The following is a 21952-nucleotide window of genomic DNA, read 5'->3' as shown; positions in this document are numbered from 1 at the left end:
GCGTAATCGCCGCCTTGTTGTTGGGCTCCGGTATTTTTGGACGATTTTTCCGGGTATAGGCAGGGCGCTTTCCGATACTTTCTGGTACTTTCCGATGATTCGTGCGGCTATCGCCCGGGGTTGAACGTGAGCAGTGCCTATCCACCGATATTCAAGCTGTATGGCGAGGCCCAGGCCTGGCCGGCACCCGACCTCCTGCACTGCGAAACGATCGAGAGTCGCAGCCGGCTGCATGCCTGGCACATCGAAAGCCATCGCCACGCGGACCTGGCCCAGTTGCTGTACGTGCGCCAGGGCAGGGTGAATCTGCAGCTGGAGGACTGGCGCGGGGAGATGGCCGGGCCCTTGCTGGTAGTGCTGCCGGTCCTCTGCGTGCACGCCTTCGCCTTCGATCCAGCGGTCGAGGGATTCGTCATCACGTTGCCGGTGCCGCAGCTGGAGCGACTGAAGCTGCGGTGCCAGAGAGCCGGACCAGGACTGTTCCTCGCCGCCGAATGCCTGGCGCTGGCGGGAGGGGACGCCACTTGGCTCGATCAGCTAATTGGCCAGCTTGTCGCCGAATACGAGGGCCGCAGGCCAGGACGCGAGGTGCTGCTCGAAGCCCTGCTCGATAGCCTGTCGATCTGGCTGGTCCGCCAGCATCGGCAGCAGCAGGGTACGGCCTTGCCGCGGCGTGCCGAGCAGCACCTCGGGCGCTTCCTGGCGCTGGTGGAGCAGCATTACCGCGAGCACTGGAGTCTGGGGCGCTATGCGGCGGCCCTGGGCATCTCCGGGGTCCACCTGAACAGCCTCTGCCGCCAGTTGGCCGGCGCCTCGGCCCTGGCCATCGTCCACGAACGTCTGCTACTGGAGGCGCGCCGTACCCTGAGCTACACCCAGGCCTCGGTAGGTGAGATCGCCGATGCCCTGGGCTTCGCCGATCCCGCCTACTTCGCGCGCTTCTTTCGTCGTGGGACCGGACAGAGCCCGGTCAATTATCGACGTCTGGCCGGCGCGGACCTGCCGGGTTGAGGTCCGGGGCCTCGCCGGCCAGGGTTTCCGCCACCCGCGCCGCCAGGGCATCGAGGTTGAAGGGCTTGGTGATCAGCGTCATGCCCGGCTCCAGATAGCCTTCCAGATGCGCTCCTTCCGCATAGCCGGTGGCGAACAGCACCTTGAGTCCCGGCCGGCGCTGGCGCGCAATCTCGGCGAGTTGCCGCCCGTTCATGCCTGGCAAGCCGACATCGGAGAGCAGCAGGTCGATCGGCCGGCTGCCTTCTAGGATGGGCAGGGCGCCGCGGGCATCTTCGGCCTGCAGGGTCGCGTACCCGAGCTCCCGTAGCAGATCCACCACCATCTGCCGGACCACGGGCTCGTCCTCCACCACCAGCACGGTCTTGCCAGCACCATGGGGGCTGACGGCAGGCGCGGTCGGGCGTGGCGGCTCGACGTCGGCGCCGAGGTAGCGCGGCAGGTAGAGGCCTACGGTGGTGCCTTTGCCGGGCAGCGATTCCAAGCGCACATGGCCCTTGGACTGCTTGGCGTAGCCGTAGATCATCGACAGGCCCAGCCCGGTGCCCTGGCCGATGGGCTTGGTGGTGAAGAAGGGGTCGAAGGCCCGCGCCATCACCTCAGGGCTCATGCCCGTCCCATCGTCTTCCACCAGCAGCGCCACGTAGTCGCCGGCGCTCACCGCGTCCAGGCCATTGCCGCTTTCGGCGAGGTAGACGTTGTGCGTTTCGATCCGGATGGTGCCGCCGTGGGGCAGGGCATCGCGGGCATTGATGACCAGGTTGAGCAGGGCGCTTTCCAGTTGGTGCGCATCCGTCAGCGCTTGCCAGAGGTGTTCGTCCAGGTCGAGTACCAGCGCAATGTCGCCACGTAGGCTGCGCAGCAGCAGCTCTTCCATGGAGCTGACGCAGGCGTTGACGTGGATGGGCTGGAGATCCAGCGCCTGACGCCGGGAAAAGGCCAGCAGGCGCTGGGTCAGGGCCGCCGCGCGCTGGGCGGAGGTCAGCGCCGAATGCAGGTACTGGTCGAACTTGTCCTGCCGGCCGGCCTTCTGGTGGCGCTGCAGCATGTCCAGGCTGCCCATGATCCCGGTGAGCAGGTTGTTGAAGTCGTGGGCGATGCCGCCAGTGAGCTGGCCGACCGCCTCCATCTTCTGCGCCTGGCGGAGCTGCTCCTGCAGTTCCTGCTGTTCGGTGACGTCCCGGCCCACGGCATAGATGAGGTCGTCCTCGGCGCTGGCCGTCCAGTCGAGGACGCGATAGCTGCCATCGCGGGCGCGCAGGCGTGCCCGGAGGCCTGCCGAGCCCTGCAGGGCGCCCAGGCTGCGCAGGGTATCGAAGACCTGGCGCTGGTCGTCCGGGTGAATCAATTCGGTCAGCTGGATGCTGGCCAGATCGGTCTCGCGCCGCCCCAGCAGGCGCGTGGCTGCGCTGTTGACCGTCTTCACCTCGCCATCGGCACGGCAGATCACCATCAGGTCATGGCTGATGCGCCACATCCGGTCCCGCTCGCGGGTCCGCAACTCGATCTGCCGTTCCAGCTCCAGGCGCGACCGGGTGAGCACCTCGCGGGCGTCGACGATGCTCTGGATATCGGTGCAGGTGCCGAACCACTGTTCGATACGGCCCTTGGCGTCCCGCACCGGCTGCGCCCGTCCGAGCACCCAGCGGTAGCGCCCTGACCGATGCCGGAGACGGTATTCGATGTGGTACGGCTCGCCGGTGCTGAGGCTGTGGTGCCAGACCTTCCAGGTTCTTTCCTGGTCGTCCGGGTGGAAGACGTTGGCCCAGCCTTCGCCCTCGGTGGAGCCCAGCGGGGCACCGGTGAATTCGTACCAGCGGTCGTTGAAGTAGAAGTGGTGGCCATCCGGGCGCGTGGCCCAGACCATCTGGTCGATGGAGTTGATGATGGCGCGCAGCTGGGCTTCGTTGCGCGCCAGCTCCTGGGCCTGGCGCCGATGCCCGCTGATGTCGATGAACAGCACCGCGAAGCGATCGCCCGGCAACCGGTGTGCGCGAACCTCGTACCAGTGATCCCGCTGCAGTTGCAGCGGAATGTCGAACTGGGTGAACTCGGCGTCGGAGTTCATGAAGTCAACGTAGGCGGGTAGCAGGCTGGCTTCCAGCTCGGGCAGGGATTCGCGCAGGGTCTTGCCCAGCACCTGATCCAGCGGAATACCGGTGAGGGTCGCGAAGATCGGATTGACCTCCAGGAAGCGAAAGTCTTCCATCAGCCCGTCGTCATCGCGGATCGCCTGGGCCATGTAGAAGCCCTCGCGCATCCCGTGGTACAGCTCCTGCAGCCAGAGATCCCGCTCGGTGATGGCCGCCTCGTGGCGCTTGCGCTCGGTGATGTCGTAGCACACGCCCAGGTAGCGCCCGCTGCCTTCGCTGGTCATCAATTGGCCACGGCGGCCCAGCCAGCGTTCCTCGCCGGTATCGGCGCGGCGGATGCGGTATTCCAGATAGTCGAGGGCGTCGTTGTCGGGGGCGGGCGACAGGGTACGCAGGCTGGCGACATCGTCCGGATGCAGCAGCCTGACCAGCTCGTCCAGCGGGTAGCTGCGCTTTTCCGGCAAGCCCCAGAGCTGGCAGAAGCCCGAGGAAACCAGCAACCGCGCTTCGCCCGGCAGCAGTTCGAAGGTACCGACCCGGCCCACTTCCTGGGCGAGGCGCACGCGCTCCTCGGACACCAGCTGTTCGGTTCGATCCTGCAGGATATGCACGAAGCCCCATAGCGTGTCGGCGTCGCGGAGGGCCGAGGTCGCGATCTCCACCCAGCGGGAAGCGCCCCCCTGGACGGCGATCCAGCCCGCGCCGCGGCCGTGCTCGTCGACCAGGGCCTGATGCTGGGCCGTCGTCAGGAAACCGGGGTCCCGACCACCCAGGAGCAATTCGGCGAAGGGCTGGCCCTGGACTTCGCCAGCCGTCCAGCCACAGAGCAACTCTGCCCCCCGATTCCAGCGCTCGATAGCCCCGTGCCGGTCGGTGATGACCAGGGCGTGGGAGGTCACCTGCAGCAGGGCCTGTTGTTCGAGCGAAGACGTCGACATGCTGGAATTCCGTTGCGCAGGCGGGAGCCGCTGTTATTAGTCTTCGATACCCTCGGTCAGCTGGACGTTCAGACTGCGCAGGGCATTCCAGTACTCAGGATAGGTCTTGCCCACGCATTCCGGGTCGAGAATGCGGATACCCGCGACCTTGAGGCCGGCCAGGGCGAAACACATGGCGATGCGATGATCGGCATGGGTCTCGATCACGGCATCTACCCGGGTCCCGGCCAGCGCGGGATCGGCCGCAACCAGGAGATCGTCACCCTCTACCGTGGCCAGGCCGGGGCGAATGGCATTCAGGCCATCGTGGAGCGCGGCCACCCGGTCGCACTCCTTGACGCGCAGATTGGCCAACCCCACGAAGCGCACCGGGGTCTCGTTGAAGGCTGCCAGTACCGCGAGGGTAGGGATGGCGTCCTGCATCTGGGAGCCGTCGATGACCGCCGGCAGGTGTGGGAAGGTCGCGATGAAGTCGCGGGCCTTGGCGTCGGGCTGGGTGAAGGCATCGTCGGCGACACCGAGGTCGATAGCGCCGCCGGTCAAGGCCTGGGCGGCCCAGAGGTAGGTGGCGGCGGAGGCGTCCGGCTCGATGAAGTAGTCGCGGGCGACATAGCCGGTGGGCGCCACCCGCCAGGTGGCGGCGTCCAGTTGTTCGACCTCGGCACCGAAGGCGCACATGGCGGCCACGGTCAGGTCGACGTAGCCCCGCGCGCCGATCTCGCTGCCGCGCAGGGCGACTTCCACGGGCGCGGTGCCCAGCGCCGCCAGCATCAACAGCGCCGAGACGTATTGGCTGGACAGGCCGGCATCCACCTCGAAACGGCGGGCGGTGAGCCGGCCCTGGCCCTTGACCGTGACCGGTGGGCAGCCGGTGGGCGCTTCGACCTGAATCCCGTTGGCGCTCAGGGTTTCCAGCAGGGGAGCGATGGGGCGCTTCTGCATATAGGTATCGCCGGTCAGGGTGACGTCGCCATCGACTGTGGCGACCGCAGCGGTGAGGAAGCGTACCGCGGTGCCGGCGTTGCCCAGGAACAGGGGCTGGGTGGGTTGCTGCAGGCGGCCGGAGCTGGTGACCACGAAGGTGGTGGCATCGGGCTCGTCGATGGTGACGCCCATCAGTCGTAGGGCCTCGGACATGTGCCGGGTGTCATCGCTCTTAAGGGCACCGGAGAGCCGACTCGTCCCCTTGGCCAAGGCCGCCAGGAGCAGCGCTCTATTGGTGATGGACTTGGAACCGGGCGGAGCGATGCGGCCACGCAGCGCGACGTTGGGAGGGGTGACGGTGATACAGGGTCTGGCGGACATGAGGGCTCCAAGCAACTTCGCGACAGCCATGGCGGCGGATCGTAACAGGGGCGCCATGATGCCATTCCAGCCCCCCGGGCCCAAGTACCTCCTATGTTAATACCACCCCTATAGGCGCAGGTAACTCCGCTGATCAGTCCTGCTGTCACGAACAGGTAATCAAGGAAGGGTAGTGCTAGCTGCTTTCGAAAGGAGCACCTGCCATGTCCTTGTTTCGTCCTGATCGTCGCCGTGTCCTCCAAGGCCTGGGGGCTACGCTGTTGTTGCCAGCGCTCGGCGCGCGCACCTGGGCGGCGCCGTCCGGACGGCCGGGCGTGCCCGATGGGGTCCAGGCCGGTGACGTCACCGCGGGTCGCGCGCTGATCTGGAGCCGTACGGACCGGCCGGCGCGACTGCTGGTGGAGTGGGATACCCAGGCCAGCTTTCGCTCGGCTCGCAAGGCTGCCGGCGCTGTCACCACGGCCGCCCAGGATTACACGGCGCGCCTTGATCTCACCGGGTTGCCCGCCGACCAGCACCTCTTCTACCGGGTGCGGTTCGAGGATCTGGACACGGGAGCGCTCAGCGAGCCTGTCGTCGGCCACCTGCGTTCGGCACCGACGCAGCGCGGCGACATTCGCTTCGTCTGGGGCGGTGACACCGTCGGCCAGGGCTTCGGCATCAATCCCGACATCGGCGGTATGCGCATCTACAGTTCCATGCGCGAACGCCAGCCCGATTTTTTCCTGCACAGTGGCGACACCATCTACGCCGATGGCCCGGTGCCGGCGCAATTGACCGTCGAGGAGGGGCGTATCTGGCGCAACCTCACCACGGAAGCCAAGAGCAAGGTGGCCGAGACGCTGGACGAATTCCGAGGCAACTATCGCTACAACCTGCTGGATACCCATCTCAAGCGCTTCAATGCCGACGTCCCTCAGGTCTGGCAATGGGACGACCACGAAACCACCAACAACTGGTCGCCGAGCAAGATGCTGGACGAGCGCTACCAGGTGAAGGACATCAATGTCCTCAGCGGCCGGGCCAGACAGGCCTTCCTGGAATACGCGCCCATGCGTGGCGTCTCGGCGGATGGGGCAGGGCGGATCTACCGCAAGATCGCCTATGGCCCGCTGCTCGACCTCTTCGTACTGGACATGCGCAGCTATCGCGCTGGCAACGATGGCAACCTGGGCTCGGAGGAAGGCGGGCAGGGCGCCTTCATGGGCCGCGAGCAGCTCGACTGGTTGAAGCACGGTCTGCAGGCCTCCAAGGCGACTTGGAAGATCATCGCGGCCGATATGCCCATCGGCCTGCAGGTCCCGGATGGCAAGGACGCCCAGGGGCAGGCCCGCTGGGAAGCCATAGCCAATGGCGACCCGGGCGCGCCCAAGGGGAGGGAGCTGGAAATGGCCGATCTGCTGGGCTTCATCGCCCGGCAGGGGATCGCCAATACCCTTTGGCTCACTGCAGACGTGCACTATTGCGCGGCCCACCATTACCACCCGGACCGGGCGGCTTTCCAGGACTTCGAACCTTTCTGGGAGTTCGTGGCGGGCCCGCTCAATGCCGGCAGTTTCGGTCCGAATCCCTTGGACGCCACCTTCGGGCCCGAGGTGGTATTCCAGAAAGCACCACCCCAGGCCAATACCTCGCCGTTGGGTGGTTTCCAATTCTTCGGAGAGGTGGAAATCGACGGGAAGTCCGCCGAGCTGAAGGTAACCCTGAGAGACCAGGACGGTCATGCGCAATTTACCCAGGCCCTTCAACCCAGACAGATTAATACCACCCCAATAACCTAATAAGCTATTAGGCTAGACTCGTGCAAGGTAATCAATGATGAGCCGAAAATACGCTCAAATGCTACAATCTGGCAGTCATCAGGTTGGAGCTGGCCATGCACGAAGACATCAAGAGCGCGTTTGAAGACCTCAAGCGAAGCATCGCAACCTTCAACGAGCGTTGGCCTAGCCGGGTCGTGGCGGCGCGGGTCTGGCGCCTGCCGTTGCTGTCGCAGCAGCGGGTGCCCGATCACATCCTGGCGGACGGCTTCGAGGGTAGCGAAGCCGTGGAGCTCACCCGCGATGCCTTGCTGGCCTTCCACCTGCAGCCTGGCCAGGCACCTGGTACCGTCAGCCGTCTGCCGGGTTACATCGCGCTGGCCGAGCCACTGATGGAGGAGGTCCTGGCCATCAACGATTGCAAGGCCGCCTTCAGCGCTGCGATCGAGCAGACCCGGCTGGAACTGAAGCTGGCTCCGGAAGCGCGGCCGCGGATCATGCGCAAGGCACTGGGCGGGGCCTTCAACACCAAACAGCTGATTCGCAAGGTGCATGGCTTTCCCGATCCGGTCCGCCAGCTGACCTTCACCTGGGCAGGCCATACCGCCGGTGGGGAGCGGGTCAAGGTGTCCAAGGTCCGGGAACAGCTGAAGACGCTGGCCATGGCCCGCGCGGATCGTGAGCGGATCGCACTGGATCGCACCCCCGAGTGGCAAGAGCACCAGGCACTCAGTCGCATGGCGGACGACGACATCCTGGTCCGCCACAAGAAGATCGCACCCCATCCCCGGGCCATGCTCTGGTTCGGCGAGGAGAGCCGTTACGACGCCATGATCCATGCGAATCTACCGGTCTTCGTGGTGCCGGCCGAGGATGGCATGGAGGTAGTGGACCTGCGCGACTTCGACCGTACCCAGCGCGGCGCACTGCGACCGGACATCAAGCCGCGGCGGGAGGTGCTGGCTACGCGACTGCTGTACCTGCCAACCGAGAACCCGGAGCGACCCATTGCCCCGCGTAACAACGAGGCAACGCTCAAGAGATCGACCTACAGCCGCTAGCGGCGCCGGTCATGTGCCACGTTACCGCGCCTAGGGTTGTCGTAACCGGATACATCCCCGGCCGAGTGAAAAGGTAACGAAAATCTGCGAAGCGGGTGGCTCCAGCTCTGGCATGAAATGATAAATCCTAGATAAATCAATTGCTTATAAATGTTGGCACAGTGCCTGCTTTATTACTGGCACAAGAACAACAAAATGCGCCGCTGACGCCCACAACAAAAACAAGACGGCCAAGGCTCGCGAACCGATCATTTTGGAACTCCCCAGAGCCACCAAAGTAATCTGTTCACTTCCCACCCCCTGGTGGGGCGTACTAGCTATCGATGACGTTGACGTCCGACAACAACAACAAGAGGGCAGCAGCGTGTTTGGATAAGGGAGCCTAGGCTCCCTTTTTTCATGCCTGGCGGAAAGTGGTGCTGGCATTGGCTGCCCGCTCAACCCTCCCGCTCATGCTCATCGAGCGCCGTTCCTGTTGGCTTTTGGCTTACCACCTCCCGTAATCCACCGATCCGCTTTGGCGCCTCTCGCGCCCTTGATCTATGGTGTTGGCAACCCTTTCCTCCGGATGCCAGACCATGAACCTTGCGAAGTCCTTGCCTCCCCGCTGGCTGAACGAGCCGAGGCACTGGTCTGATACGGACGGTCTGCTACACGTACGTACCGAGGGCGGTAGCGATTTCTGGCAAAAGACCCAGTACGGCTTCGAAAGGGATAGCGGACACTTCCACGGTTACCCGGTGGGGGAAGAATTCACCGCCCAGGTGCGAATCACCGGTACCTTCACCGAACTCTATGATCAGGCCGGCTTGATGGTGCGCCGGGACAGCGCGCGCTGGTGCAAGACGGGGCTTGAGATCAATGACGGCATCGCGCATCTGGGCAGCGTGCTGACCCTGGGGCATTCGGATTGGGCCCTGGGGCCGATGCCCGATGCGCTGCGCGGTTTCTGGCTCAGGATGACGCTACAGGCCCAGGTCCTGCGCCTCCAGTATTCCCTCGACGGGGTAGTCTGGCCGCTGTTACGGCTGTGCCGATTCGCTGGCGGGGAGGAGGGCGCGCCGCTGGAGATCGGGCCCTATTGCTGTTCGCCACAGCGCGAAGGCCTGGAAGTCAGCTTCACCGACCTCCAGATCGGCCCGGTGGTGGCCAAGGCCTTGCACGATCTGAGCTAGCCGGCGCCTCAGCTCATCCAATTGCCGCCATCGACATTGTAGGTCTGGGACACCACGAAATCGCTGTCGCGGGAGGCCAGGAACACCGCCATCCCCACCAGATCCTCCGCGGTGCCCATGCGGCCATAGGGCACGGCTTCACCGACCAGACGTTTCTTCTCGCCCAGCGGACGCTGCTCGTAGTGGGCGAAGAGGGCGTCGACCCCTTCCCAATGCTCGCCGTCCACCACACCCGGGGCGATGGCATTGACGTTGATGCGATGCTCGATGAGGTTGAGGCCGGCCGACTGGGTGAGGCTGATCACCGCGGCCTTGGTGGCACAGTAAACGGCTACCAGGGCTTCGCCGCGGCGGCCGGCCTGGCTGGCCATATTGATGATCTTGCCGCCGTGGCCCTGGGCGATCATCTGCCGGGCGGCGGCCTGCAGGGTGAAGAGGGTGCCGGCCACGTTGATCGAGAACAGCCGCTCGTAGCTTTCCCGGGTGATCTCGACGAGGGGTGCCAGGTCGAAGAGGGCGGCGTTGTTGATCAGGATGTCGAGCTTGCCCGCGGTGGCGACCACCTGCGCGATGGCCGTGTCGATGGAGGTCTGGTCGGTGACATCCATGGCCAGGGCATAGGCACGTTCGCCGAGCTCCGCGGCGGTCTCCCGGGCTCTTTCGATGTTGATGTCGGCGATGGCCACCGTCGCGCCTTCCTTGAGGTAGGCCTGGGCGAATGCCTTGCCGATACCGCGGGCGGCGCCGGTGATCAGGGCGCTTTTTCCTTCCAGTCTGTTCATGCTCGTTACTCCGCTCGGTAGGGTACGGCCGCCCGATACCTCGGGGCATCGGGGAGCCGCTGCGTGTCTTTACTTCAGGTAGCCGGCGCGTTTCATCTCGCGCGTCGTCGAGGTCTGGGCCGCCTCCAGGGCTTGCTGGACGCTCATCTGCCCGGTGAGGGCGGCGGAGAACAGCTTGCCGACGGCGGTGCCTATGGCCTGGAATTCGGGAATGGTCACGTACTGGATACCGACGTAGGGCACCGGCTGGGCCGAGGGATGCGCCGGGTCGGCATGCTGCATCATGTCCAGGGTGATCTTGGCGAAGGGGGCCGCAGTCAGGTAGGCCTGGCTGTAGGTGGATTGACGCGTACCCGGCGGCACGTTGCTGATGCCATCCTGGTTGGCCACCAGCTGGATGTATTCCTTGGAAGTCGCCCAGGTGATGAAGGTCCTGGCGGCGTCCTTGTGCTTGGCGCTCGCCGGAATGGCGAGGGACCAGGCGTACAGCCAGGAGGAGCCCTTGTCGGTTACCTCGTGGGGCGAGGCGGCGAAACCGACCTGATCAGCCACCTTGCTCTGGCTCTTGTCCGTGATGAAGGACCCGGCCACGCTGGCATCGACCCACAGCGCGCACTTGCCGCTGTTGAACAGGGCCAGGTTCTCGTTGAAGCCGTTGCTGGACGCGCCAGGCGGCCCGTACTTCTTCAGGGTATCGACATAGAAGGTGGCCGCGGCCGTCCATTCGGGGCTGGTCAACTGCGGTTGCCAGCGCTCGTCGAACCAGCGCGCGCCGAAGGCATTGCCCATCAGGCTGAGCAGGGCGACGTTCTCACCCCAGCCAGCCTTGCCTCTCAGGCAGAGGCCGTACTGGTCCTTTTCCGGCTGGTTGAGTTTGCCGGCAAACTCGGCGAGCTGCGACCAGGTCGGCTTGTCCGGCATCTGCAGTCCGGCGGCCTGGAACAGGTCCTTGCGGTAATAGGTAACGGTGCTTTCACCGTAGAACGGCAGGGCATAGAGACGGTTGTTGACCGATAGCCCCTGGCGGACCGCCGGGAAGATGTCGTCGACGTCATAGCTGGCCGGCAGATCGTCGAGGGGTTCGAGCCAGTTCTTGGCGCCCCAGAGCGGCGTTTCGTAGGTCCCTATGGTCAGCACATCGAACTGACCGCCACCGGTGGTGATGTCGGTGGTCAGTCGCTGCCGCAGTACATTCTCCTCGAGTACCACCCAGTTCAACTTGATCTCGGGATGCTGCTTTTCGAATACCTGGGACAGGCGCTGCATGCGGACCATGTCGCTGTTGTTGACGGTGGCGACGGTGACCGATTCGACGGCCTGGGCCACGCCGGTCAAACCGAGGCCAGTGAAAAGCAGCAAGGCGAAGGGGTGCTTCATCGACGTCTCTCCGTGACTGCCGTAGCGGGCAGCTTGTTGTTGTTATGGCTCGTACACCGCCGATGGAAATTTGATTTGCCCTGGCGGCTGCGGATGATTACAGCAGCAGCCCCAGGACCTTTGCTAACCTGCCATTGACCAGGCGCCGATACTTTTTTGATCTCTAGCAGTCGTCTAGCCAAGGTCAAAAAAGCATCGACGGGCCATCGAGGCGGAGCAGCCTTATCAGCACTAGCGGAGGTAACACCATGAAGGCCACCGCCTTCCTCGAAGCGCGGCCGGCGGAGCTGGAAGTCATCCTTGCCGAGCCAGAACAGAGCTTTCGCTGGTATGAGCACGACTATCCCTATGCCCTGGCACGCTGGAATCACCACCCGGAATACGAGATCCATCTGATCCGCGAGGGTAGCGGACGGCTCCTGGCCGGGGACTATGTAGGGCCCTTCGCGGCCGGCCATGTGGCCATGATCGGCCCGGACCTGCCGCACGACTGGATCGGCGACCTGCCTCAGGGTGAGGTGCTGTCCGGCCGCGACGTGGTCATCCAGTTCAACGGCGAGCTGTTGCGCTCGCTGAGCGCCGTGGCTCCGGAACTGGGCGATTATTTGCCACTGCTGGAGCAGGCCAGACGCGGACTGGAGTTCAAGGGCGAGACCGCGCGGCGGGCTGCCGAACTGATCGAAGCGATCGGCGAGGCCCGGGGCGCCGAGCGCCTGCTTAGGCTTTTCGCTTTGCTTGGCTGGCTGTCTCGGGCGCCACTCAGCGAGAGGCTCGTGCTGGCCAGTGCCTGTTATGCGCCAGCACTGGATGACCGCAGTTCCGCGCGCGTCCACCAGGCCTTCGACTACCTACTGAGCGAGCTCACCGAAGACATTCGGCTGACCGTGATCGCTCAGCGCGTGGGCATGAGCGAAGCGGGATTTTCACGCTTCTTCAAAAAGATCACCGGCCATGGCTTCATCGAATTGGCGCGCAAGCTGCGTATTCAGCGGGCCTGTCGGTTGCTGCTGCAGGTGGAGCTGTCCGTGGCCGCCATCTGCTTCGAGGTGGGTTATTCCAACCTGTCCAACTTCAATCGGCATTTCCGCAACGAGACCGGACAAACGCCGAGCCAGTATCGACGTGAAGCGCTCGCGACCAGGCGGCAGCCGGAACCGAAGGGGTAAGGGCGGGTGAGGGTGGTTGTGTCCCTCAAGGACCGGCCGAGCGGATGACCGACGTGCCCGACTTCGACGAGTCAGGCACGCCAGCAAGGGCTACTCGGCGCTCGACGGCTTGGCCCAGAGGTTGATGTCGCCTTCGACCGCATGGGTATCGATCTCGGCCAGTTCCTCGGCGGTGAAGGCCAGGTTGTCCAGCGCAGCCACGTTCTCGACGATCTGCTCGGGCCGACTGGCCCCGATCAGGGCACTGGTGATCCGCGGATCGCGCAGGGTCCAGGCCAGCGCCAGTTGCGCCAGGCTCTGACCACGCCGCTGGGCGATGGCGTTCAGGGCACGGACCCGTTCGAGGTTTTCCGCAGACAGATGACCTTGTTGCAGTGACTGGCCACCGGGCTGGTTGACCCGGGCCTCGGCCGGCACGCCATTGAGGTACTTGTCGGTCAGCAGCCCTTGAGCCAAGGGCGTGAAGGCAATGACGCCGCTACCGATTTCCTCGGTCGCATCCAGCAGGTCCTTTTCGATCCAGCGGTTGAGCAGGTTGTAGGCGGGTTGATGGATCAGCAGCGGGATCTTCCAGTCGGCCAGCAGCTTGGCCATCTCGCGGGTCTTGGTGCCGGAATAGGAACTGATGCCGATATAGAGCGCCTTGCCTTGCTGGACCGCGCTGGCCAGGGCGCCGGCGGTTTCTTCCAGCGGCGTATGCTCATCGAAACGGTGCGAATAGAAGATGTCGACGTAATCGAGGCCCAGGCGCTGGAGGCTCTGGTCCAGGCTGGCCAGCACGTATTTGCGCGAGCCGCCACCTTGACCGTAAGGACCGGGCCACATGTCCCAGCCGGCCTTGCTGGAGATGATGAGTTCGTCGCGATAGGCAGCGAAGTCTTCGCGCAGCAGCCGACCGAAATTGATCTCGGCGCTGCCATAGGGCGGCCCGTAATTGTTGGCCAGGTCGAAGTGATTGATGCCCAGATCGAAGGCGGTCCGCAGCAAGGCACGCTGGCGATCCAAGGGCGTGGTATCGCCAAAGTTGTGCCAGAGGCCTAGCGACAGCGCCGGCAGCACGAGACCGCTGCGGCCGACGCGGCGGTAAGGAATACGGTCATAACGATCGGAAGCGGCTTGGTAAGCCATTGAAAACTCCTCGGGATGGAATACTTGTTGGAAACCCAGGGTGGTCGCGCAGCATGGTGCAGGCAGAGACGCGCGACCACCGGAAAGAGATTCGGGATAAAGACGCCATCCGATTAAAGCCGTCGGCGCCATCTTGTACAAACGGGTGCTGCGGATTTTGCGGTGCAGGTGTGAGGTTAGCGGCGATCTGAAGCTCTGAAGCCGTAGTGGCAGGTAAACTGGCGAGGTCGAAGCGAATTTGGGAAAGCAGCCAGCGTGAAAAGGCAGACGGCTCGGTGCAGCGCTCCATAACCATAACTTCGCATAATGTATATTATGTTAAATTTGATATGGCTGATTCCCTGGATCTGCCCTTTGCCTCCTGACCAGGATGATTAGCTACCGAGCTACGCCAGGCAATCAAGGCGCAGCTGGCGGCTGCCTTGGCGATTCGCGGCAGCACCTGTGCAGCCCTACCCGGCTACTCCTCGAACTCAGCCGCCACGACCCGAACAATCGCTGCGACAGCGACTGCTGATCCTACAGACTATCGCGCTTGATCAATTCACAGTGAAGCGGTCCCGTCATGTTGGAAACCTGAGCGCCGCCGACCGCCTCGAGTATCTGCTGTGCGGCCAAGGTGCCAATCTCCAGCGCTGGCGGTCGAATGGTCGTGAGCCGCGGCATCAGCATCCGCGCAAAGGGATAGTCGCCGAAACCCAGCACCGCACAGTGCTCCGGGACGCGGATGCCGGCATGCTGGGCCGCCAGCAGTCCGCCTGCCGCGAGGTTGTCGTTGGCGAAGAAGATGACGTCCACCGGCGCGGATCCGGCGAGCAAGACCTGCATCGCCTGCTCGCCGGCTTCGAAAGGTGCCAGTTCCGCAGCGGGTGCATGGACCTGAATAGTGATGCCCCTGGCCAACAAGCCGTCCTTGAATCCCTGGCAGCGCTCCAGGGCGCTCAAGTCGCCCGTTGCACTGTTGAGGACGAACGCCGGCCGGCCATAGCCTGCCGCGTGCACAGCTGCCGCCGCCAGCATGCCGACCTCGTAGTGGGAAAAACCGATCTGCACGGGCTGGCGGCGCCATCGACCTCGGCAATGCGGCAGATGCCCCCTCGGTTTTCGCCAAGGCCGCCGGCAAGCCAGTGGTCTGCCTAGCCGCCGAGCAGCCCTATCCGAAAGGGATCGGTATTTTGGTCAGCAAGGATTCGCCGATTACCGACGTCGCCGGTCTCAAGGGACAGCGCGTTGCCACCGGTCGTGGCTGGAATGCCCAGTATCTGTTGGCAGCGGCCTTGCAGCAGGCCGGTATGAGCTACAAGGACATCCAGCCGGCGTACGTGGCCAACGCGGCCGATGCCGTGGCCGCCCTGCAATCCGGCAGCGTGGCCGCCGCTACACTCTGGGACCCCTTTCTCGCCGCCGCCGAGCAACAGCAGCAGGTCCGTAACCTGTGCGACGGCGAGGGGCTGACCAACAACCGCACCTTCTATCTCTCCACCGCTACCTTCGCCGACGCACACCGCGCCCTACTCCGTACCTTCTTCAGCGAATTGGCCAAGGCCAGCAGCTGGGCCAATGCCCATCCCAAGGACGTCGCGCAACTGCTCGCGCCGCAACTGGGTATTGACGCCAGCGTACTGGAGGCGGCCAGCAGCAGACGCAACTACAACGCCGTGGCCATCAGCCCAAACATCGTCGCAGAGCAGCAGCGCCTCGCCGATACCTTCCAGGAGCTGGGATTGATTCCGCACTCCATCCGGGTTCAGGACGCGATCTATCCGGCGACGGTAGTGCCCTAGGGCACCTTGGCGTTGGAGATATCGGCGCTGTAGATGCGCGTCGTCTTGCTGTAACCGGCCTCGTCCACGGCAAGCTTCACGCCATTGGCGGATTCATCGTAGGGCGCGAAGAACACCGTTAGGTCCGGATGAGCGCGCAGCACGGCGCCTACCTTTGGCATCAGCATGGGGCGCAGACGCCAAGTGGTTGAACATCAGACGGTGCAATCGGCGAAGGAGACGATTGGGCCGCTGAGGCGACTGCCAGGCGCCTCAGCGGCCGCTCCCGGGGCCGGGTCACTATGGCCCGATCACGCCATCAGCAACCAGGCACCGGCGCCGGCCGAAGCCAGTCCGAGCACCCGCACGCTGGCGCCGTTGCTCATCGACAACCCGCGCGCCAGGGCGAAGCCAGCGCCGTGCAGCCCCAAGGTCGCCACCGTGAAGCCCAGCGCATAGGCCACCGGACTGCTCATCTCCGGTAATTCGAGGCCGTGGGCAATGCCGTGAGCCAGTCCGAACAGGGCGGTGATGGCCAGGGCCGCCACCTCAGGCGGACGCGCCGCCACCGTGACCAGCACGCCGAGGGTCAGGACCGAGGCGGCGATGCCGGTTTCCAGATAGGCCATGGCGAAGCCGGCGAACCCCAGCAGGCCGCCGAGGAGCATGCTGCCGACGAAGGTCAGGGGTAACAGCCAGCGAGCGCGTCCTCTTTGTTGGGCCGCCCAGAGGCCGACGGCGAACATCGCCAGCAGGTGGTCGAGTCCGCTCAGCGGATGCGCGAAGCCTGCGAGCAGGCCTGATTCGTCATGCCCCGGGTGGGCGAAGGCGAACGCGGGGAGCAGGCCGAAGGCCGCGCCCAGCGACAGCCGTATCAATCGAGTCTTTTGCATCAAGGCACTCCTGCAGTTCAAGAATGGCCAGGTGCCGACAGCCGTCCCGCCGACACCCTGCCCCGCTACCTCAGGGACGCGGCGGCTTGGGGAAGGCGCCACGGGCCTGCTCGTAGGCTTGGGCCACGCGCAAGGCCAAGGCGTCCTCGAAGCGCGGGGCGACGATCATCATCGCCACCGGCAAGCCATCGGCCAGGCCGGTGGGCACCGAGGTCGCCGGGTGGCCGGTGAGGTCGAACGGCGCGGTGTTGGCCAGCATGTTCAAGGCGCTGTGGACGTATTCCTCGATCGGCGCATCGGCGGCGGTCAAGGGGGTGGCCACGAACGGCATGGTCGGCATCACCAGCACATCGAAATCTTTGAACGCCTCGCCGTACTGACGGGTGAGCTCGGGGACCAGCATGCGGGCCTTGGCGTAAGAGGCGCCATGGAGATTCTTCAGGCTGTAGTGCCCGGTCAAGGCCACGGCACGGACACTGCTGGATAAGGCATCGGCGTGCTCCCGACGCTTGGCCCCGAAGTAGCTCATGATCTCCGGGTCGTAGTAGCCGTCCACGTTCATGCCATAGCCATTGCCCTGCAGCATCTGGTATGCCGCGCCATCGGTGGCGACGACATTCCAGATGTCCAGCGCCACGCCGGAATGCCAGGGTACGCTGGCTTCGCCGACCGTCGCGCCGAGGCGTTCCAGTTGGGTGATCGCCGCCTTCACCTGGGCGTCCACCTGGGCCTCCGACACGCCCAGAATGCCGAAGCCTTCCTTCAGTACCCCCACGCGGAGCCCTGCCACGCCCTGCTCCAGGGTCGTCATGCAGCTGACGGAAGGCGGATTCTTCTGGCGGGGATCGAGGCCATCGGCACCCGCGATGACATCGAGCATCAGGGCCACGTCGCGGACGCTGTTGGCCATGGGGCCGACGTGATCGATGGTCCTTTCAATCGGGAAGGCGCCGGTGTAGGGCACCAGCCCGTAGGTGGGCTTGTGGCCGACGATGCCACTCCAGGCCGACGGCATGCGGATCGAGCCGCCCTGATCGCCGCCAATCGCCATGTCCACCTCGCCCAGCGCGACCAGCACGGCACTGCCGCTGGAGGAGCCGCCGGCGTTGCGGGTCAGGTCCCAGGGATTCTTCACCGGGCCGCTAGCCGCGGTGAAGCTGGCGCCGGAAAAGCACAGGTCCTCACAGACCGACTTGCCGACCACCGTGGCGCCCGCGGCCAGCAGGCGCTTGACCACCGTCGCATCCTCGGCGGGGATGTAGCCGTCCAGGCTGCGCGAGCCATTGGCCAGGGGCACGCCGGCCACCGAGACATTGTCCTTGATCACCACGGTCTTGCCCGCCAGGGGGCCTTGGGCGGCGCCCGCGATGGTGGTCTTCACATACCAGGCGCCGTGCCGGTTGTCGGCGTCAGTGGCCTTGCTGAAGGTACGCGCGGGTGGCTGCTGGGCGAGGGTTTGCGCATAGAGGGTATCGATGGCGTCGTAGGAGCCGAGGGTTTCGTCGGCCAGGTTCAGGAAGGACTCCAGCTGGCTGTCGCTCAGGTGATAGCCGTGGTCTTCGGCAGCGAGGAGGAAGTCGGCTTTGCTCGGGCGTTTGACGGGCATGGAAGGTTCTCCAGGTAGCGGATGAGGACTGTCCGGAAGCGGGCAGCCGTTGACTCGAACCCGCTGCGCGGTGCGCAGGTCGCGGTTCGTTCCGGAGGACGCCGTTGTCCACGCCGGTCGCCACGCGGTGATCCATACCTGCCGATGAGGGCGTATGGCAGTCTTCCGCGCAGAAGAGGATCAGGCCCCTGGGGCCGACACTCAGGAACAGGCTTGTTGAAACAACTCGTGGGCCTTGACCAGGGCTTCGGCGATCTTCTCCACCGGCTCACGCTTGGCCATGGCCTGGTCGCGCAGGGCGTTGTAGGCATCGATTTCCGACAGGCCCTTGGTTTCGATCAGGATGATCTTGGCCTGCTGGACGGTGCGCATCACCGCCATCCGGCCCTCCAGGCGCTTGACGTGCTTTTCGCGCTCGCGGGCCTTGCGTGACTGGCTCAAGGTCAGCGTCAGCGCCGTGAGCAGACCGAAGGAACGCACCGGCGACGGGATCACCGAGCAGGCGTTGAGCTGCACCAGGGCCTCGACGATGATCGGGTTTTCGTAGGCGATCACCGGGATGATCGGCGGCGTAGCGGCATGCAACAGCCAGGGCGTGTTGGTCGACAGGCTTTCCGGGGACACCGCGAGCACGATCACGTCCGCCTCGGTAGTGAGGCGTTCCGGGATAGGCCATTGCACCCGCACCTGGCAGCCGATGCGCTGCAGTTGGCCGATCAGCTGACGGCCATCGTCGTCATCCGGATGCACCACCAGCACGCTAATGTCGCGCAGGTCCTTGATCCCCACGCCGGGATCGGTGCGTTGCCGCTTCTTTGCCGCGCGCAGGGTCATAGCGCCCTCCCCGTGTTGCTCGACCAGTCGTTCAGGCGTGGCGCTATGGCGTAGGGATCCGGCCGGAGGGCGCTCTGGCTTTCATAGAGGATGTCGAACTGGCCTTCGGCATTGGCCCGCCCGATGCGCGAGAACAGGTAGGTGTGGTGATTGTCCGCGTCGATGCGAACGCGCCCCTGGGGCGCGTCGAACTCCAGCCCGCGCATCGCCCGCACCACGGCCGCGACCTCGGTGCTGCCGGCACGGAGAATCGCCTTGGCCAGCAGGTGCACCTGGAAATAGGCCGCCTCCCAGCAACGGTCGGTCACCTGGTCCTGACCGAAGAGTTCACGGTAATGCGCGATGCACTGGCGATTGATGGCCGTGTCGACCGACTGGAAGTAGGTCGCCGCCGATATGTGCCCCGCCCCCAGATGGACCCCCATCTGCTTGATGTCGGTCTCGCTGGTAGTGAGGCTGGCGATCGGCATCACGGCGGGATCGAAACCGGCATCGGCGTACGCCTGGTACAGGTGCCCCATGGTCGCTCCGACCACCGTGGAAAAAATGAACGACGGCTTGAGCTCCCGGGCCTTGGCCATGAGCCTGGCGAAGTCCTCGGGGCGGGCATTCTTCAGCGGCAGGTAGTATTCGCCCAGCTTGATCCCGCCCCGTTCATACAGCAGGTCGCTCATCAGCCGATTGGTTTCGTAGGGATAGACGTACTCGGACCCGATCATCAACACCCGCTTGCCGAAGTGGTCGAGCATGTAATTGCCCAGGGGCACGGCGTTGTGGTTCGGGGTCGCACCGGTGTAGATGATGTTGCGCGAGTACTCGAAGCCCTCGTAGTACACCGGGTACAGCAGCAAGGCGTCATAACGCTCCACGACCGGCAATGCCGCCTTGCGCGTGGCCGAGGTGTAGCAACCGAAGAAGAACCTCAGGTTTTCCTCACGAATCAGCGACTCGACGTGCATGGCGTACAGCGCCGGCGTCGAATCGGGATTGCGGGTGACGAGCTCCAGCGGTCGCCCCCCTACTCCACCGGCGGCGTTGATCTGCGCGATGGCGAATTGCGCGCCGCGCCTTGTCGAGCCTTCGGCGGCGGCCGTGACTCCCGTGTCGGAAAACAGACCGCCTATGCGGATCGCCTGGTCAACCATGCCTATCAACCTTGTTCAACGTGAGCGCACACGCCCGCTGTCCGCCAGGGAACGAGCCCTTTGCAAGGGAACAACGGACGAAGATTCGGTGAGCGATGGCCGTGGATTCGACGGCTGCTCTCAGGCGACCTGTGCCTGGAACCGGTGCGACTGCGCTGTCGCGGCCGGTCATGCGAGGGACCTTCCACACCTGCCGGAAACGGGCGTGCGACAAGGGACCCTGCGAGGGTAGTGCCCTGCTCTCCTGCAGATTGCGGGCCACCCGGGTGGTAGCGCGACGCGTCTGACGTCGGCAAACGCCAACGCGGGCGCGCCGGCCGCCCAGACGACCGTCACGGCAACGGCGATTCGTCCCGCTTTTGGTGCAGGCAGCGGCGTACCTGCGCCGAAGTGGCGCATGGCCAGCCCAATGTGCAATTAATGCAAGGAACTCAGGCGACAGCCCCCGCCCGTCCCTGATCCGGGCCTTTCTGGCACCTGGCACCACCCTTGCAAAAGCGCTTGCGAGACATCGCGCTGGCTGTTTGCCCTACGCCCACTTGGCAAGTAGGGGGACACCCCGCGTACGACTGGATCGGACACTGTTGTCCCGCCAGATTCGGCACAAGAAGCCTGACCTCCCGGTTATTCGACCAACCGGGACGTCGGGCTTTTTTTATTCCTGGGGAGAAAGCAAATGCACAACGACAAGCGCCGTTTGATCAAGCATGCCCTGCTGTTAGGGGCCTTCAGCCTGTTGCCGCTGTCCCTGGCCAGCCAGGTCCAGGCGGCTGACACCGTCAAGGTGGGCATCATCCACTCGCTCACGGGCACCATGGCGATGAGCGAAACCTCCGTGGTGGATGCGGAAAAGCTCGCCATCGAAGAAATCAACGCCAGCGGTGGCGTGCTGGGCAAGACCATCGAGCCGATCGTCGAGGATGGCGCCAGCGACTGGCCGACGTTCGCCGAAAAGGCGCGCAAACTGCTGGAGAACGACCATGTGGCGGTGACCTTCGGCGCCTTCACCTCGGCCTCCCGCAAAGCCGTATTGCCGGTGTTCGAGCGCAACAAGGGGCTGCTCTACTACCCGACGTTCTACGAGGGGCTGGAGAAGTCCCCGGCCATCATCTACACCGGCGCCGAGGCCTCGCAACAGACCCTGGCCGCGGTCGCCTGGCTGATGGCCAACAAGGGCAAGAGCGTCTACCTGATCGGCTCCGACTACATCTGGCCGCGCACCACCAACAAGCTCGCCCGCGTGGCGGTGACCAAGCAAGGCGGCTCGATCGTCGGCGAGGACTATCTGCCGCTCGGCAACATCGAGTTCTCCTCGGTGATCAACAAGATCAAGGCCGCCAAGCCGGACATCGTCCTGTCGACCGTGGTCGGCGGCTCGAACGTGGCCTTCTACAAGCAGCTCAAGGCGGCCGGTATCGACAGCAGCAACCAGACGCTGATGGCGCTGGCCGTCACCGAGGAAGAGGTGACGGGTATCGGCGCCGAGAACCTCACCGGCTTCCTGACCTGCATGAGCTACTTCCAGAGCCTGAAGAATCCGGTCAACGACAAGTTCGTCGCCGCCTTCAAGGCGCGCTACGGCCAGCAGCGCGTGGTCGGCGATCCCATGGCGGCCGCCTACACCGCGGTGTACCTGTGGAAGAAGGCGGTGGAAAAGGCCGGCAGCTTCGACGTCCCCGCGGTGATCGCCGCCTCTTCTGAGCTGACCCTCGATGCCCCGGAAGGCGAGGTCAAGGTGCACAAGGACAACCACCACCTGTGGAAGCGCGCGCGCATCGGCACGATCAACGCCCAGGGCCAGGTCGACGTGCTCTACGAGTCCGCGCCCATCGAACCCAATCCCTTCCCGAAACTGTAAAGCCCGGTGCCGGCGCGACTCGCCTCGCGCCGGTGGCCATCCAGGGGCGGTGAGCAC

Annotated in this window: 17 protein-coding genes and 1 pseudogene; 7 read left to right on the top strand and 11 right to left on the bottom strand. The window is 64.7% G+C overall.

Translation table 11 applies throughout. The features are described 5' to 3' along the window. Positions 1-126: 126 nt before the first annotated feature. Positions 127-1011: a helix-turn-helix domain-containing protein gene (locus ACYJP6_RS10860; protein ID WP_459474989.1), complete on the top strand. Its 885-nt coding sequence runs from the start codon at positions 127-129 to the stop codon at positions 1009-1011. Here the strand turns inward: ACYJP6_RS10860 and ACYJP6_RS10855 are convergent. Together ACYJP6_RS10855 and ACYJP6_RS10850 are read right to left on the bottom strand one after the other, a co-directional pair. Further along, positions 971-4042, bottom strand: coding sequence for a hybrid sensor histidine kinase/response regulator (locus ACYJP6_RS10855; protein WP_459474988.1), 3072 nt, complete (start codon positions 4040-4042; stop codon positions 971-973). The genes ACYJP6_RS10860 and ACYJP6_RS10855 overlap by 41 nt on opposite strands. Positions 4043-4078: 36 nt before the next feature. Then, positions 4079-5347, bottom strand: coding sequence for a 3-phosphoshikimate 1-carboxyvinyltransferase (locus ACYJP6_RS10850; protein ID WP_459474987.1), 1269 nt, complete (start codon positions 5345-5347; stop codon positions 4079-4081). 203 nt (positions 5348-5550) lie between these two features. Here ACYJP6_RS10850 and ACYJP6_RS10845 point away from each other — a divergent pair, with 203 nt between their 5' ends. The 3 genes from ACYJP6_RS10845 (at position 5551) to ACYJP6_RS10835 (ending at position 9343) form a co-directional block, all read left to right on the top strand. Continuing rightward, complete coding sequence (locus ACYJP6_RS10845; RefSeq protein WP_459474986.1) at positions 5551-7128, top strand: alkaline phosphatase D family protein; 1578 nt, start codon at positions 5551-5553, stop codon at positions 7126-7128. Between the two features lie 95 nt (positions 7129-7223). Beyond that, the gene (locus tag ACYJP6_RS10840) at positions 7224-8168 is read left to right on the top strand and encodes a DNA replication terminus site-binding protein (RefSeq protein WP_459474985.1); all 945 of its coding nucleotides are present in this window, start codon (positions 7224-7226) and stop codon (positions 8166-8168) included. Positions 8169-8746: 578 nt separating this feature from the next. Beyond that, positions 8747-9343 (top strand): DUF1349 domain-containing protein, encoded by a 597-nt coding sequence (locus tag ACYJP6_RS10835; protein WP_459474984.1) that lies wholly within the window; start codon positions 8747-8749, stop codon positions 9341-9343. 8 nt (positions 9344-9351) lie between these two features. Here ACYJP6_RS10835 and ACYJP6_RS10830 read toward each other — a convergent pair whose 3' ends face one another. After that, positions 9352-10125 carry an L-iditol 2-dehydrogenase gene (locus tag ACYJP6_RS10830; protein ID WP_459474983.1) on the bottom strand — a complete coding sequence of 258 codons (774 nt, stop codon included), beginning with the start codon at positions 10123-10125 and terminating at the stop codon, positions 9352-9354. 69 nt (positions 10126-10194) lie between these two features. Further along, on the bottom strand, positions 10195-11502 hold the full coding sequence (locus tag ACYJP6_RS10825; protein ID WP_459474982.1) for an ABC transporter substrate-binding protein: 1308 nt from the start codon (positions 11500-11502) through the stop codon (positions 10195-10197). Between the two features lie 248 nt (positions 11503-11750). Here ACYJP6_RS10825 and ACYJP6_RS10820 point away from each other — a divergent pair, with 248 nt between their 5' ends. Next, complete coding sequence (locus tag ACYJP6_RS10820; protein ID WP_459474981.1) at positions 11751-12668, top strand: AraC family transcriptional regulator; 918 nt, start codon at positions 11751-11753, stop codon at positions 12666-12668. A 90-nt stretch (positions 12669-12758) separates the two neighbouring features. Here ACYJP6_RS10820 and mgrA read toward each other — a convergent pair whose 3' ends face one another. Further along, on the bottom strand, positions 12759-13796 hold the full coding sequence (mgrA, locus tag ACYJP6_RS10815) for an L-glyceraldehyde 3-phosphate reductase (RefSeq protein WP_459474980.1): 1038 nt from the start codon (positions 13794-13796) through the stop codon (positions 12759-12761). Positions 13797-14315: 519 nt separating this feature from the next. Beyond that, the gene (locus tag ACYJP6_RS10810) at positions 14316-14843 is read right to left on the bottom strand and encodes a substrate-binding domain-containing protein (RefSeq protein WP_459475355.1); all 528 of its coding nucleotides are present in this window, start codon (positions 14841-14843) and stop codon (positions 14316-14318) included. Between the two features lie 2 nt (positions 14844-14845). Here ACYJP6_RS10810 and ACYJP6_RS10805 point away from each other — a divergent pair. Beyond that, positions 14846-15580, top strand: a pseudogene (locus ACYJP6_RS10805) (ABC transporter substrate-binding protein); the annotation flags it as partial. Here ACYJP6_RS10805 and ACYJP6_RS10800 read toward each other — a convergent pair. From ACYJP6_RS10800 to ACYJP6_RS10780, 5 genes are all read right to left on the bottom strand, one after another. Further along, positions 15577-15747: a hypothetical protein gene (locus ACYJP6_RS10800; RefSeq protein WP_459474979.1), complete on the bottom strand. Its 171-nt coding sequence runs from the start codon at positions 15745-15747 to the stop codon at positions 15577-15579. The pseudogene ACYJP6_RS10805 and the gene ACYJP6_RS10800 overlap by 4 nt on opposite strands. Before the next feature lie 123 nt (positions 15748-15870). Continuing rightward, positions 15871-16452 carry a HupE/UreJ family protein gene (locus ACYJP6_RS10795; RefSeq protein ID WP_459474978.1) on the bottom strand — a complete coding sequence of 194 codons (582 nt, stop codon included), beginning with the start codon at positions 16450-16452 and terminating at the stop codon, positions 15871-15873. Between the two features lie 70 nt (positions 16453-16522). Beyond that, a complete protein-coding gene (locus ACYJP6_RS10790; RefSeq protein WP_459474977.1) occupies positions 16523-18058 on the bottom strand; it encodes an amidase in 1536 nt (511 codons plus the stop codon). Between the two features lie 201 nt (positions 18059-18259). Then, positions 18260-18892 (bottom strand): ANTAR domain-containing response regulator, encoded by a 633-nt coding sequence (locus ACYJP6_RS10785; RefSeq protein WP_145002593.1) that lies wholly within the window; start codon positions 18890-18892, stop codon positions 18260-18262. Next, positions 18889-20037: a transporter substrate-binding domain-containing protein gene (locus tag ACYJP6_RS10780; RefSeq protein WP_145002590.1), complete on the bottom strand. Its 1149-nt coding sequence runs from the start codon at positions 20035-20037 to the stop codon at positions 18889-18891. The genes ACYJP6_RS10785 and ACYJP6_RS10780 overlap by 4 nt, the downstream gene beginning before the upstream one ends. A gap of 676 nt (positions 20038-20713) precedes the next feature. On the opposite strand from ACYJP6_RS10780, the gene urtA reads away from it, so the two are divergent. Beyond that, complete coding sequence (urtA, locus tag ACYJP6_RS10775; RefSeq protein WP_459474976.1) at positions 20714-21895, top strand: urea ABC transporter substrate-binding protein; 1182 nt, start codon at positions 20714-20716, stop codon at positions 21893-21895. Positions 21896-21952: the final 57 nt, after the last annotated feature.

The organism is Pseudomonas sp. No.117, from assembly GCF_054558395.1.
This window is presented reverse-complemented; position numbering and strand designations above follow the sequence as displayed.

Excerpts from the sequence above, each read along its gene's own strand:
- ACYJP6_RS10855 (WP_459474988.1), bottom strand. The coding sequence starts at position 4,042 with ATGTCGACGTCTTCGCTCGAACAACAGGCCCTGCTGCAGGTGACCTCC.
- ACYJP6_RS10850 (WP_459474987.1), bottom strand. The coding sequence starts at position 5,347 with ATGTCCGCCAGACCCTGTATCACCGTCACCCCTCCCAACGTCGCGCTG.
- ACYJP6_RS10845 (WP_459474986.1), top strand. The coding sequence starts at position 5,551 with ATGTCCTTGTTTCGTCCTGATCGTCGCCGTGTCCTCCAAGGCCTGGGG.
- ACYJP6_RS10840 (WP_459474985.1), top strand. The coding sequence starts at position 7,224 with ATGCACGAAGACATCAAGAGCGCGTTTGAAGACCTCAAGCGAAGCATC.
- ACYJP6_RS10835 (WP_459474984.1), top strand. The coding sequence starts at position 8,747 with ATGAACCTTGCGAAGTCCTTGCCTCCCCGCTGGCTGAACGAGCCGAGG.
- ACYJP6_RS10830 (WP_459474983.1), bottom strand. The coding sequence starts at position 10,125 with ATGAACAGACTGGAAGGAAAAAGCGCCCTGATCACCGGCGCCGCCCGC.
- ACYJP6_RS10825 (WP_459474982.1), bottom strand. The coding sequence starts at position 11,502 with ATGAAGCACCCCTTCGCCTTGCTGCTTTTCACTGGCCTCGGTTTGACC.
- ACYJP6_RS10820 (WP_459474981.1), top strand. The coding sequence starts at position 11,751 with ATGAAGGCCACCGCCTTCCTCGAAGCGCGGCCGGCGGAGCTGGAAGTC.
- mgrA (WP_459474980.1), bottom strand. The coding sequence starts at position 13,796 with ATGGCTTACCAAGCCGCTTCCGATCGTTATGACCGTATTCCTTACCGC.
- ACYJP6_RS10800 (WP_459474979.1), bottom strand. The coding sequence starts at position 15,747 with ATGCTGATGCCAAAGGTAGGCGCCGTGCTGCGCGCTCATCCGGACCTA.
- ACYJP6_RS10795 (WP_459474978.1), bottom strand. The coding sequence starts at position 16,452 with ATGCAAAAGACTCGATTGATACGGCTGTCGCTGGGCGCGGCCTTCGGC.
- ACYJP6_RS10790 (WP_459474977.1), bottom strand. The coding sequence starts at position 18,058 with ATGCCCGTCAAACGCCCGAGCAAAGCCGACTTCCTCCTCGCTGCCGAA.
- ACYJP6_RS10785 (WP_145002593.1), bottom strand. The coding sequence starts at position 18,892 with ATGACCCTGCGCGCGGCAAAGAAGCGGCAACGCACCGATCCCGGCGTG.
- ACYJP6_RS10780 (WP_145002590.1), bottom strand. The coding sequence starts at position 20,037 with ATGGTTGACCAGGCGATCCGCATAGGCGGTCTGTTTTCCGACACGGGA.
- urtA (WP_459474976.1), top strand. The coding sequence starts at position 20,714 with ATGCACAACGACAAGCGCCGTTTGATCAAGCATGCCCTGCTGTTAGGG.